Origin of the sequence: Pseudomonas sp. NPDC087358 (assembly GCF_044900785.1) — a bacterium.
In the GTDB taxonomy this organism is placed as follows: Bacteria; Pseudomonadota; Gammaproteobacteria; order Pseudomonadales; family Pseudomonadaceae; genus Aquipseudomonas.
This window is the reverse complement of the sequence record NZ_JBJDOA010000013.1, coordinates 132,781-145,455: the sequence shown is the minus strand read 5'-3', so window position 1 is coordinate 145,455 and position 12,675 is coordinate 132,781. Positions and strand designations below refer to the sequence as shown.

The 12,675-nt window shown below is 58.7% G+C and carries 12 protein-coding genes; 7 read left to right on the top strand and 5 right to left on the bottom strand.

The window, feature by feature from the left end; genetic code table 11:
- The 5 genes from ACI2KS_RS24900 (at position 1) to ACI2KS_RS24880 (ending at position 6,278) form a co-directional block, all read left to right on the top strand.
- Positions 1–717: an ABC transporter ATP-binding protein gene (locus tag ACI2KS_RS24900; protein ID WP_404623663.1), complete on the top strand. Its 717-nt coding sequence runs from the start codon at positions 1–3 to the stop codon at positions 715–717.
- Between the two features lie 5 nt (positions 718–722).
- On the top strand, positions 723–1,922 hold the full coding sequence (locus ACI2KS_RS24895) for a hypothetical protein (protein ID WP_404623662.1): 1,200 nt from the start codon (positions 723–725) through the stop codon (positions 1,920–1,922).
- A gap of 122 nt (positions 1,923–2,044) precedes the next feature.
- Positions 2,045–3,166 carry an acyltransferase family protein gene (locus ACI2KS_RS24890; RefSeq protein ID WP_404623661.1) on the top strand — a complete coding sequence of 374 codons (1,122 nt, stop codon included), beginning with the start codon at positions 2,045–2,047 and terminating at the stop codon, positions 3,164–3,166.
- Between the two features lie 363 nt (positions 3,167–3,529).
- Entirely contained in the window at positions 3,530–4,969 is a 1,440-nt protein-coding gene (locus ACI2KS_RS24885; RefSeq protein ID WP_404623660.1) for a mannose-1-phosphate guanylyltransferase/mannose-6-phosphate isomerase, read from the top strand.
- 187 nt (positions 4,970–5,156) lie between these two features.
- Positions 5,157–6,278: a glycosyltransferase family 4 protein gene (locus ACI2KS_RS24880; RefSeq protein ID WP_404623659.1), complete on the top strand. Its 1,122-nt coding sequence runs from the start codon at positions 5,157–5,159 to the stop codon at positions 6,276–6,278.
- Between the two features lie 144 nt (positions 6,279–6,422).
- Here ACI2KS_RS24880 and ACI2KS_RS24875 read toward each other — a convergent pair whose 3' ends face one another.
- The 3 genes from ACI2KS_RS24875 to ACI2KS_RS24865 form a co-directional block, all read right to left on the bottom strand.
- The gene (locus ACI2KS_RS24875; protein WP_404623658.1) at positions 6,423–7,760 is read right to left on the bottom strand and encodes a DEAD/DEAH box helicase; all 1,338 of its coding nucleotides are present in this window, start codon (positions 7,758–7,760) and stop codon (positions 6,423–6,425) included.
- A 61-nt stretch (positions 7,761–7,821) separates the two neighbouring features.
- Positions 7,822–8,721, bottom strand: coding sequence for a drug/metabolite exporter YedA (gene yedA / locus ACI2KS_RS24870; protein ID WP_404623657.1), 900 nt, complete (start codon positions 8,719–8,721; stop codon positions 7,822–7,824).
- Positions 8,722–8,841: 120 nt separating this feature from the next.
- On the bottom strand, positions 8,842–9,453 hold the full coding sequence (locus tag ACI2KS_RS24865; protein ID WP_404623656.1) for a PolC-type DNA polymerase III: 612 nt from the start codon (positions 9,451–9,453) through the stop codon (positions 8,842–8,844).
- Between the two features lie 158 nt (positions 9,454–9,611).
- On the opposite strand from ACI2KS_RS24865, the gene ACI2KS_RS24860 reads away from it, so the two are divergent.
- Entirely contained in the window at positions 9,612–10,619 is a 1,008-nt protein-coding gene (locus ACI2KS_RS24860) for a glycosyltransferase family 2 protein (protein WP_404623684.1), read from the top strand.
- Position 10,620: 1 nt separating this feature from the next.
- The gene (locus ACI2KS_RS24855; RefSeq protein ID WP_404623655.1) at positions 10,621–10,959 is read left to right on the top strand and encodes an EamA family transporter; all 339 of its coding nucleotides are present in this window, start codon (positions 10,621–10,623) and stop codon (positions 10,957–10,959) included.
- A gap of 7 nt (positions 10,960–10,966) precedes the next feature.
- On the opposite strand, the gene ACI2KS_RS24850 is transcribed toward ACI2KS_RS24855, so the two are convergent.
- Both ACI2KS_RS24850 and ACI2KS_RS24845 read right to left on the bottom strand, forming a co-directional pair.
- A complete protein-coding gene (locus ACI2KS_RS24850) occupies positions 10,967–11,446 on the bottom strand; it encodes an NYN domain-containing protein (protein ID WP_404623654.1) in 480 nt (159 codons plus the stop codon).
- A gap of 282 nt (positions 11,447–11,728) precedes the next feature.
- Positions 11,729–12,544 carry a DUF2076 domain-containing protein gene (locus tag ACI2KS_RS24845; RefSeq protein WP_404623653.1) on the bottom strand — a complete coding sequence of 272 codons (816 nt, stop codon included), beginning with the start codon at positions 12,542–12,544 and terminating at the stop codon, positions 11,729–11,731.
- Positions 12,545–12,675 lie beyond the last annotated feature (131 nt).

Below are 12,675 nucleotides of genomic sequence, written 5' to 3'. Positions count from 1 at the left end.
ATGACCTACTTGATAGCAGAAGGCGTCACGGTCGATTATCCGATCCTGGATGTCTCGCACCGCTCGTTCAAAAAAGATGCGTTATCCTGGGTGACCGGCGGTCGTATCGGCGAAACGCCGCAGCATCACCTGACCATCCGCGCGCTCGACAATGTCAGCCTGGACATTCAGCCCGGGCAACGGATCGGGCTGCTGGGGCACAACGGCTCCGGCAAAAGCACGTTCCTCAAGGTGATGGCCCAAGTCTACTGGCCCACTCTCGGCACGCTGAAGTCGATGGGCAAAGTCACCTCCCTGCTGGATTTGACACTGGGCATGGAGGTTGAGGCCACAGGCTACGAAAACATCTACCTGCGCGGCGCGATCCTTGGCGTCAAACCCGGAGAAATCAAGAAAACCGTGAAAGACATTGCCGAGTTCTCAGGACTGGGCGATTACCTGCGACTGCCATTGCGCACCTACTCTTCAGGCATGTTGGTGCGCTTGGGGTTTTCCATTTCCACCGCGTTCCCGGCGGACATCATTCTGATGGATGAGTGGCTGGGAGTAGGTGACGCGCAGTTTCAGGAACAGGCCAACAAACGCCTGCATGAAATGACCTCCAATGCCGCAATCCTGGTGCTCGCCTCGCATTCCCCGGACCTTATCAACAGCGTGTGCAACCGCTGCATAAGGCTTGAGCACGGAAAAATTGTCGAAGACTTCCCTATTGAGTGACCGCCATGAAAATTGCGATTGTTTCAACTTACAAGCTTGAATGTGGCATCGCGCGGTTCTCCGAAGTCTTGCACCGCAACTTTGCGTCGGACAATGACGTCACGGTATTTGAATTGTCTCCGCAGGATCTGAAAAAAAGCTTTGGCGCTACCGATGCCGAGGGCGATCGGTTCATCGACGGCATCTGCGAGCAACTGAAGTCATTCGACGCTGTGTCGATCCAGTGTGAGTACGGGCTGTTTTCGGACTCCATCAGCCTGTCCATCGCACGGATCAAGCGACTGCTGGCCGCCAACAGCAATACCACCATCACTTTCCACACGGTTTTCAGCCGGTCGACCTCGGCAGAGACCACGTTTCCATCGCTACCGCGCCTGCTGCTGCGTCCGCGTTCGACGCTGGTGGACTTCGCGAAAAAATGGCGCACCAGCAAAACTGCACGCTATGAGCTGGGCCTGTTCGACTACATCCGCAAAAACAAGATCAAGGTGATCGTTCATACCGATACCACCAAGCGCGTTCTCCAGCAGCGCTTCAAATTGCAGAACGTCGAGTGCCACCCGCTGTGTTACACCAGCGAAGTCGAGAAGTCCGGTTATAGCCATGAATCATGCCGACAGACATTGATCGATCGCCTGGGCCTGGATAACGACAGCAAGTTGGTGGGTGTTTTCGGTTTCTTTGGCGGCTATAAGGGTTTCGATTACGCCATCAAGTGTATGGCCCGGCTACCGGAAGAATACAAGCTGCTGATCTTTTCAGGTCTGCACCCTTCCGCCATCAAAGAGTCCGACACCTCGCAGATTGATCAATTGGTAGGGCTGGCGAGAAAACACAAGGTGCTCGGGCGGACTTTCTTCATGGGCAGCGTCGATGATGCGTCCATGTACAGGGCGATCGCTGGCGTGGACTTCTCCTGGCTGCCCTACCGCGAGGTCGGGCAAGAGGCGTCTGCCATTTGCAGCGAAGTGGCCGAGCTTTCCCGACGCATGATCATCTCCCGCAACTTCGCCTTTGTGGATTACATGAAGTTCAACCTGCGCGACGACTATGAGTTCTTCGAAATCGGCAACGTGGAAGAGCTCAGGTTGAAGACCATCCACTACGACACGTACCACCCGCCAACCGCCGCGGCATCGACCCGCGACCATGCTGCACTGCAAACGCGCTTCTACATGGATGTCTTGAGCAAGCCAGCGCTATAAGGTATGCACAGCGCCTGATTTGGGTGGGGCTTGAACGCACAAGCCTCACCCGGCCTCGGTTTCAGATCACTACTTGAACAGCGTGATACGGCGAACACTATGTCAGTGCAGGGAGCAATGTCATGACAACCAAGATGCCAGCTGCTTTTTCGGTTTATCTGGATCTGCTTCGCGTCGTGGCAGCCGCTGTCGTGGTGTTGTCGCACTATCCACTGACTGCAAGCCAGGCGGCAATCACTGACCGATTCAACTTCGGTTATGACGCGGTCATCGTGTTTTTCGTGCTGTCAGGTTATGTGATCAGCCACGCTGTAGACACCAAGGAGCGGGACGGTCTTACCTATAGCATCAACCGCATTGCCAGGATCATGCCTGTCGCGGTGGTGGCCGTGCTGTTGTCGCTGTTATTGATGGCATGGGGCAGTCAGGTCAACCCGGTGCTCTATCCAGAGGCAACACAACTTCAACGCCCGCTGTATTACGTGCTCAGGACGGTTTCCTTTACCAATGAGTTCTGGTGGGACGATATCCGCCCGTTTGGCAACGGCCCGTATTGGAGTCTGGCGTTCGAGGTGTGGTGCTACATCCTCTACGGTCTGGCCATATTCAGCCGCGGGCGCTGGCGCGTGGTTATGGTTCTGGCCGCACTGCTTGTTACCGGGCCGAAGCAGTGGTTGATGCTGCCAATATGGCTGGCCGGGGTAGCCGCGTACAGATACCGGGACGGCTTCACCCTATCCAGAAAGGCGTTGTGGCGGATATGCCTGTGCCCCGTGGTGTTGTTTTTTGTCATCCAATTGAGCAACCCGCGCGACTGGTCCTACCCGCTGGCTGGCATGCAGGTGGAACGCCTGTTGGGACACGGCCTGGACGGCGCTGCGAACTTTGGCTGGGGCTATCTGCTTGCATTTCTCGTCGCCGCGCACCTGTTTGCGGCGCGCCAACTCGGCCTGTCTTCTCGCTCCGGCGCCCATGGACGGCCAGCAGTCATCGTCAGGCATCTGGCCGCCTACACCTTCAGTTTGTATATCTACCACTACCCTTTGCTGTTTTTCTGGCAAGCGCTACTGGGACAGACGAGAGACTTTTACGATCCCGTTCAGCGGGCGCTGATGTATGCCGGCATTCTCATTCCGGTTTTCATTCTTGGGCGACTGGTCGAAGGTCGAAAGAAACAATTCCGGCAACTCCTCATAGCAAGTGTGTCCAGCGCCAGACGGCTTATTGGCCCGCGAACGCCGTGACCTCAAGCTTCCGACCGGATTCTGCCCGGGGGAACATCAATTCGAAATGCTACAACACAGGCCTTCGTTGAATTGATCCGCCGCCGCCCAGCGTCCCGAGGGGCTCAGTTGCGACGGGATCGCCAGCCTCATGGGCGGCCTGATTGACCGGCGCGGGCCGCCTAAGCCCGGGCAGCTTCGGCGGCGGTTCTCTGGTATTCTTGCAGCCCTTCAGAACTCGGCGAAGTCCCGTGAAACCGGTTGAAACGGGTGGCTTCGGCTCTGTGACTTCACAGACCTGAGCACGATGGACAGTGCCGCTGGCTCGCTTGATTGTCGTTATTCCAGATTGCCACCCTATGGCACGTTAAGGATTTGAAAAACATGGGATTGATACCCGTAATTTTGTCTGGTGGTGTTGGTAGCAGGTTGTGGCCCGTTTCTCGCGAGGCCCACCCCAAGCCGTTCATGACGTTGCCGGACGGGCAGAACCTGATACAGAAGACGTTCCTGCGCGCGGCAGCGCTGGAAGGTGTGTCGGAAATTCTTACCGTTACCAACCGTGAACTGCTGTTTAAGACCGAAGACGAATATCGGGGCATCAATGCCTCCGGCGTTGCCCAGAGCTTCATTCTCGAGCCGTTTGGCCGCAACACCGCCGCCGCCGTCGCCATGGCGGCCCTGCAGCTGCAAGAAGCGCACGGTGCAGACGCGCATATGCTGGTTCTCGCTGCCGATCACCTGATCCAGAACGAAACTGCGTTCGCCCAAGCAGTTGCCAAGGCAGTGCAGCTCTCGGAAAGAGGCTTCCTTGTCACGTTCGGCATCAAACCCCAATACCCGGAAACCGGTTTCGGCTATATCGAAGCAGGCGCCCCGATCGACGTGAACGGCGGCCTGCAAGTCGCTCGCTTTGTTGAAAAACCAGACCTGCAAACGGCTGAGTCCTATCTCGCTGCCGGCAATTACTTCTGGAACTCGGGCATGTTCTGCTTCAAGGTCGGGACCGTCCTCGAAGAGTTCGCCAACCATGCGCCAGACGTATTGAGCGCCGCATCCAGCGCCATCGAACGCTCACGCCTGACCAAGGCCGATCGCTACCGCTGTCTTGCGCTGGACCCGACAGCCTTTGCCGAAGTGCCGGACATCTCCATCGACTACGCGCTGATGGAGCGTTCCAACAAGGTCGTGACCGTAGCCTGCGACATCGGCTGGAGCGATATCGGCTCCTGGAACGCTGTCAGCGAACTCACCCAAGAGGACGAAAACGGCAATCGCTTTGAAGGCGAAGTGCTGTCCCACGGGGCGAAGAACAACTACGTCAACAGCGAAGATCGCCTGACCGCGTTGGTCGGGGTCGAGGATCTGCTGGTGATCGACACGCCTGACGCCCTGATGATCGCGCACAAGGATCATGCCCAGGACGTCAAACACATCGTCGGCCAGCTCAAAAAGGCCGGACATACCCTGCACGTGCTGCACCGTACCGTGCACCGCCCCTGGGGCACCTACACCACGCTGGAAAACGGTGATCGCTTCAAGATCAAACGCATCGTGGTCAAGCCCAAGGGCTCGCTGTCGCTGCAGATGCATCACCACCGCAGTGAACACTGGATCGTGGTCAGCGGCATGGCGGTGATCGTCAATGACGATCAGGAGTTGATGCTCAACACCAACGAATCGACGTTCATCCGCGCCGGTCACAAGCATCGCTTGAGCAATCCGGGGGTCATCGACCTGGTGCTGATCGAAGTGCAAAGCGGCGACTACCTGGGCGAAGACGACATCGTGCGTTTCGAAGACGTCTACGGACGCGCCAACTGATCACATCGGCTGGCGGTTGGCAGCGCCTGAGCTGCCCCGCCGGTTGTCTTCAAGGCAGGACGACCGGCAACCCCTCCAAGACAATCGCGGCATGTTGACCAAGCCAGAGGCGCAGGCCCTGCGCTTTGTGTGCCCGGTTTGCGCATGACATGGGTCGTGCCCCTGTACTCGTATGCTCGGGATGGCAATGATTAAAGTTCTACATTTCTTCAAAACCTACTTTCCGGAGACGCCGGGAGGTGGGATCGAGCAGGTGATTTTCCAGCTGTCGCAGGGCAGCGCGGCGTATGGGATCGAACCTCAGGTGCTTTATCTGAGTGCCAACGGCTCGGCGCGCAATGAGAGGGTCGGCAATCACGTCATCCATCGCTCAAGGCAAGACCTCTACATTGCGTCTACGGGTCTGTCGTTGTCCGGTATTCGTGATTTCAGGGAGCTGGCCGCCCAAGTCGATATCGTGCATTACCACTTCCCGTGGCCCTACATGGATGTGGCGCATTTCGCGACCCGCCTGAAGAAACCGTCGCTGGTCAGTTACCACTCGGACATCGTCAAGCAGAAGACGCTGCTCAAGCTGTATACCCCGTTGATGAACCGTTTCCTCGGCAGCGTTGACCGCATCGTCGCGTCGTCGCCCAACTATGCGGCGAGCAGTGAAGTGCTGACGCGTTTCAAGGATAAGGTCGAGATCATTCCCTATGGCCTTGATCGAGCCACCTACCCTGCTCCGTCTGCGTCCCGTCTGGCGCACTGGAAGCAGCAGCTGGGCGAGCGATTTTTTCTGTTCGTCGGTGCGCTGCGCTATTACAAGGGCCTCGATTTTTTGCTCGAAGCTGCTCATCAGACCCGCTTGCCTGTCGTGATCATGGGCGGTGGCTATGAAGAGGCGCAGTTGAAGGAGAAAGCCAGGGCGCTGGGTCTGAACAATGTGACGTTCCTGGGTGGCCTGGCCGACGAGGACAAGAATGCGTTGCTCACCTTGTGCGAGGCGTTCGTGTTCCCATCCCATCTGCGTTCCGAGTCTTTCGGCATATCGCTGCTGGAGGGTGCCATGTATGGCAAGCCGATGATTTCCTGCGAGATGGGCAGCGGCACAACGTTCATCAACATCGCGGACGAAACCGGTCTGGTTGTTCCACCACGGGACTCCAGTGCCTTGGCTGCAGCCATGAGCACGCTATGGAATGACCGGGAACTGGCAGCGCGGATGGGCGTGAAGGCTGCGCAGCGTTACCAAGAAGTGTTCACTGCGCAGAAGATGGTCGCCTCGTATGCGGCGCTGTATCAGGACATTTTGAACAAGCATTGAGCGGGTCAGGTGCCCGAAGCCGCATCGAACTGCTGATGCTTTGGCAGCCATTTGTGTCCAGGGCGTTGGCGTTGGCTGCCACGGGCTGCCGCCAGAATCAGCAGCATGAGGTCTGCTCTGAAAAACAGGAGACCCCAAACTGGATCAAGGCTTGCGCTTGCGCGGACCGGTGTTGAATACCGGCACCTTCCTCACAGGCTTGGCCGCCGGTACTTCTGCTGCGGTCTCGCCGCTGTCGACCCACTTGCCCAGGTTGCGTTTACCGCCACCGCCGCTGGTTTTCGGCTTCTTGGGCTTTTTCGGTTTCTTCAGAATCTGGCCGGTGGCATCGGTGACAGGCACCCGGTGTTCTGGAATGAAGTCCGGCTCTTCCCTGCGTTGCAGGGTCTGACGGGTCAGCATTTCGATGGCGCTGAGCTGGTCGACCTCGTCGGCACACACCAGGGAAATGGCTTCGCCTGTCTGGCCAGCGCGGCCGGTGCGGCCAATGCGGTGGATGTAGTCTTCGGCAACGATGGGCAGGTCGAGGTTGACCACGGTCGGCAGGTCGTCGATGTCCAGCCCGCGCGCGGCGACGTCGGTGGCGACCAAAATCTGTACTTCACCGGCCTTGAAACGATCCAGCGCACGCTGGCGAGTCGCTTGCGGTTTGTCGCCGTGAATGCCGTCGGCGTTGAGGCTCAAGCCTTGCAGACGATCAACCAGCTGATCGACACCCACGCGGGTCTTGGCAAACACCAGCACCTGACTCCAGCGCTGCTTTTTCAACAGGTGGATGAACAGCTCGCTCTTGCGCTTTTTGTCCACGGTCACCACCCACTGCTTGACCGTCGATGCGGCAACGTTACGCGGGCTGACTTCGATGCTCAGCGGGTTATCGAGCATCTGCCCGGCCAGCAGGCGAATCTGATCGGAGAAGGTGGCGGAGAACAGCAGCGTCTGACGGCGCTTGGGCAGCGCGGCATAAATGTCGCGCAGTTCCTCGGAAAACCCCAGGTCGAGCATGCGGTCAGCTTCGTCGAGGATCAGGGTCTGGACCTGAGAAAACTTCACCGCGTTCTGGCGATACAGGTCGAGCAGACGACCCGGGGTGGCCACCAGCACGTCAACTCCGCGACGCAGTTTCATCATTTGCGGGTTGATGCTCACGCCACCGTAGACCGCATAGGTGGTCAACGGCAGATGTTCGGCGTATTGGCGAATGGCTTCGTGAACCTGCTCGGCCAGCTCTCGAGTGGGCACCAGAATCAGTGAGCGCACCGAGTTGGCGGTAACTTTCGGCCCTTCCATGGTCAGGCGTTGCAGCAGCGGCAGGGCGAAGCCAGCCGTCTTGCCGGTGCCGGTCTGGGCAGCCGCCATCAGGTCGCGGCCTTCGAGCACTGGCGGGATGGCCTTGGCCTGAACAGGTGTTGGCGTCTGGTAGCCGAGTGCTTCGAGGGCACGCAACAGGGGTTCGATCAGGCCGAGAGAGGCGAATGTCATGGGAATACCGTTGGAAAAAAGGTCAGCGCACAGGGTCTGTGGATAGACAATGGCGCGCAGTTTACCCTTTCTGCACCGGTTTCTGCTTGCGCCACTGCGGCAAGCCGATCAGCACCACGGCGCTGATGATCACAGCCATCGCGGCGGCTTCCGGCCCGCCAATGTGTTCGCCGGCAAACGAGACGCCGAGCAACACCGCGACCGCTGGGTTGACGTAGCAATAGCTGGTGGCCGCGGCTGGTCTTACGTTTTTCAGCAGGTACATATAGGAGCTGAAGGCGACGATGGAGCCGAACACCACCAGATAGGCCATTACCAGCCAGCCGGAGAGCCCGGGGGATTGCGTCATGCGCTCGCCACTGACGAAACTGCCGATCAGCATCATCGCCCCCGCCGCCAGCATTTCGCAGGCACTGGCCATGGGGCCAGGGGGCAACGGCAGGTAGCGGCTCCACACTGAACCGAAGGCCCACGCCGCGGCAGCGAAGATCACCATCGCCGCGCCCATCGGGCTGGCCTGCAGGTTCGAGCCCAGGTTGAGCAGCGCGATACCGATCAGGCCGAGCACGATCCCCGCCCACTCCAGACGCGTATTGCGATGGCCCCAGATAAGCCCGAACAGCAGGGTGAACAGTGGCACCACGGCCACGGCCAGCGCCGCGACCCCGGAAGCCACGCCCGCATGCTCGGCCAGCGTTACCGCCCCGTTACCACAGGCGAGCAGCAGGAAACCGATCATTGCCGCTGCCTTCCACTGCTTCCAGGTGGGCATGGGCGCGCCGCGAAAACGCATGAAGGCGAACAGAATAGAGCCAGCGATGGTGAATCGCACACCGGCCATCATCAGCGGAGGCCAGGTTTCAATGCCAATGCGAATGGCCAGATAGGTGGAACCCCAGATCACGTACAGTGCGAAAAAGGCCCCGATGAGCAACAAGGGAAAGCGGCGGGAAGCAGGCATGAAAGACTCAAAGACTGAAATTTATTATTGGAATGATTCTAAGAATGTCCGGGCCGGTCATGTCAGTAACAACTGAAGTTTATTCGACCCGTACACTTTTCCCGCGCGCTGACGTCGAGTTCAACAACTGCGGTGCTTGATGATCGCTTCAGCGATTTTCTTCGCCGGGATCTTTTGCAGTGTGCACAGCAGCTGATGGGAAACCCCGACCAGGCCGTGGGTGTTGCGCAGTTCGTGAGTCAGGTGAACGGTGAGGTTGGCGGCCATCTCGGCGTCGGCCATGGCCCGGTGAGCCTTGCCGGTGTTGGGCAACCCGGCCCAGGAGGTGAGTGTGCCGAGTTTGTGGTTGGGTGCGCTGGGCATCAGGCGTCGGGCCAACAGCATCGAACAGGCAAAGCTCTGTTGACGATTGCGCTTGATCCGAGACAGCTCGTAGTCCCAGAACTTCTGGTCGAAAGAAGCGTTGTGCGCCACCAGCGGGGTCAGACCGACAAACTCCGCCACTTCGTTCATGACCCGCTCTGCCGGCGGCGCAGTGCGCAGCATGCTGTTGCTGATCCCGGTCAGCGACTCGATGAACGACGGAATGCGCACACCGGCGTTCATCAGACTTTGATAACGCTCGACGATGACGCCCTGCTCCATGATCACCACGGCAATCTCGGTCGCCCGGCAACTGTTGCTGGGGGAGATGCCAGTGGTTTCAAAGTCGATGACGGCGATGCGTTCCATTCAATACGGGCCTTTAACGGTAGTTTCTGCTGGACTCGAGAGGGGGGACGAAGTGAGGGAAACCCTGAAGTCTCTGGCGGTTTGGCGGGTGACGCGCTGTGCGTTTCCCATTACCATCCGCCTGCTTCAACTATCCAATAACCAGAGAGACTCCACTGATGCACGGAAGCAAGCAATTCTCTGCGGCGGTTAAAATCGCCGTTGTCATTCCCAGCTACAAAGTTCGAGCGCACATATTAAACGTTATCTCGGCGATTGGCCCTGAAGTCTGTCGAATCTACGTGGTCGATGACTGCTGCCCTGAGGGATCCGGGCAATTTGTCGAACAAAACTGCACCGACGAACGCGTTCAGGTAGTCAGAAATCCGCAGAATCAGGGAGTCGGCGGCGCCGTCATGACCGGGTATCAGGCCGCGCTGGCAGATGATATGGACATCGTCGTCAAGATTGACGGCGACAATCAGATGGACCCGGCGTTGATCATGGATTTCGTGTCCCCGATCATCCAGGGCGAGGCCGATTACACCAAGGGCAATCGGTTTTTCGACCTGGAAGAAATCCGCGCAATGCCGAAGATCCGACTGTTCGGCAATGCCGCCCTGTCGTTCATGACTAAACTTTCTTCGGGGTACTGGGATCTGTTCGACCCGACCAACGGCTACACCGCCATTCACACTGATGTGATCAGGCATTTGCCGTTTCATAAGATCAGCCGCCGCTATTTTTTCGAAACAGACATGCTGTTCCGTTTGAACACCCTGCGTGCGGTGGTCATCGACATTCCCATGGACGCGAAATACGGCGACGAAGAGAGCAACCTGAAGATCTCGAAAATAGTCGGGGAGTTCCTGGTCAAGCACGCGCGCAACTTCGGTAAGCGTATCTTCTACAACTACTACCTGCGCAACATGTCGCTTGCCTCCCTTGAACTGCCTCTGGGCTTGCTGCTCGTCGCTGCCGGTGTGTTTTTCGGGGCCGGGCACTGGATCGAGTCTGCCCGGACTAACACCCCGACGCCAGCGGGCTCGGTCATGCTCGCAGCGCTGCCGATCATCATCGGCACGCAATTTCTCCTCGCTTTCCTGGGCTACGACATTTCCTCGACGCCCAAACGCCCCATTCACCTGCTGAAAAAGCGCTCCCGTTCAACCAGACAAGGGCAATGACGTGATCTATTTCGTGGCACTGTTGTGCGTGGCAGGCATCGCCGGTGGCCAGATTCTTTTCAAGCTGAGCGCCGCAGCCTGGCATAAAAGCGGGAGTCTCTTCGACCCGTCCACCCTGACGACCCTGTTCGCCGCCTTCGCGCTTTATGGCGTCACCACGATTGCCTGGGTCTGGGTCCTGCAGAAGATCGATCTGGGCAAAGCCTACCCGCTGATGGCACTGGCATTTGTCATCGTGCCCATTGGCAGTCACTTCATCTTCGGCGAAAAATTCCAGACCCAGTACTTCATCGGCGTAGCAATGATCATGGGCGGCATCGTCATCGCGATGCGCACCTGACTACGGATCAATTCTTGAGCAACAACCCACCTTCAATCGGCACATAGCGGCTGGCGGCGCGGATCAGGGAGTTGGCGGTCAGGCCCGGCACGCCGTAAGCCACCGCCTCGACACCGTGCTTGCTGATGATGCGCTCGAGCAGCAGATCGAAATCGCCATCGCCGGATGCCAGCACGACTTCATCGACATTGGGCGCGACGTCCATGATGTCGATGGTGATGCCCACGTCCCAGTCGCCTTTGGCCGAGCCGTCGCTGCGCTGGATGTAGGGTTTGAGTTTGACGGTAAAACCGAGGTTGCGAAGGATCTGCTGGAATTGCTGCTGCTTGCTGTCACCACGGTCGATGGCATAGGCATAGGCCTCGACGATCTGGCCGCGCTTGCTGATGTCCGCCCACAAGGCGGCATAGTTGAAGTGGCAACCATGGGCCTGGCGCACGGTGTAGTACAGGTTCTGTACGTCGGCGAACACTGCAATTCTTTTCACCGGAACTCCTCGATGCGCTGACAAGCGACAAGGGCCCGAAAACCGGACCGGCGCTCAGTATGCCAGTTTGAGGAGGGGATTGAAGACTTCAGTACGCCACTCACGACGGTAGCAGTGAGCTTGCTCGCGATAGCGAAACTACATCCAGCACATCACTGCCGTCTGTACGGGCCAATCGCGAGCACGCTCACTCCTACAGGTTTACCTCGCAGCGATCCGAGGTACGCCATCGCCGGCAAGCCGGGCGGCTACAGGCGATCAACGTGCCTGGAGTGCAAGCCGTCAGACAAACGAATCGTCATCGTCGCCGCCAAACAGGCCGCCACTGTCATCGTTGCCGTAATCGGTGTCGGCATAACCGCCGGAGTCATTGCCCCAACTGTCGTTGCTGGTGACGCGTTGCTGATCGTCGCCCCAGCCACCGCCACCGCCATTACCCGCGTCGTGATCGCTGGCAGGCTGCGCGGGTTGCTCCTGGATGATCTCGACGATTTCCTGCGGCTGGCTGTTGTGATGGAACAGGCTGCTGATGCCTTCTGCCAGCATCACACCACCGGCCACACCGGCTGCGGTTTTCAATGCTCCGCCGAGGAAGCCGCTACCCATCGGCGCGGCAGGGGCCTGTTGCTGGGGTGGCGGCGCATAGTTGCCCTGCTGTGGCGCGTTGTACGGGGGCGGGCTGCCCGGACCGCTGTCACGCCAGCCGCCGGCAGATGGCTGCGGGCTGGAGGGGCGCGAGAAAGACGATGCTGGCTGTTGTGCCTGTGGCTCGCGCGAGCCACCGCCGAAGATGCTCGACAGGAAACCACCGCTGCTCTGCGCCGGGGCAGGCGCCGGAGCTTGGGCCTTGAGTCGTTGCAGCTCGGCCTGGAGTTGTTGAATCTGTTCGTCGCGCTGACGGCTCTGGGTTTCCAGCTGCTTGACCGCCACCTCCTGAACCAGAATCGCTTGCGCCATGTAGTAAGGCGCGGCGGGCTGCCGGGTCAGGTGCTCCTTGATCAGCGCCTCGGCCTGGGCGTCGCGGGGGGCCGAATCGGTTTCTGCCCGCTTGAGTTTGCCAAACAAGCCGTCGATCAGGGTTTGCTCTTCGCTGTTCATGGCGACCTCGTTAGATTGCCGTAGGAATTCTGTGACTGACGTGAATGTCAGACATAAACAGTAATGGGGCGTTTCGCAGGCGTTTCAATAGAGTGTAGAAAAAGTTAAGAATGACCTGCGGTTGGTCCTCT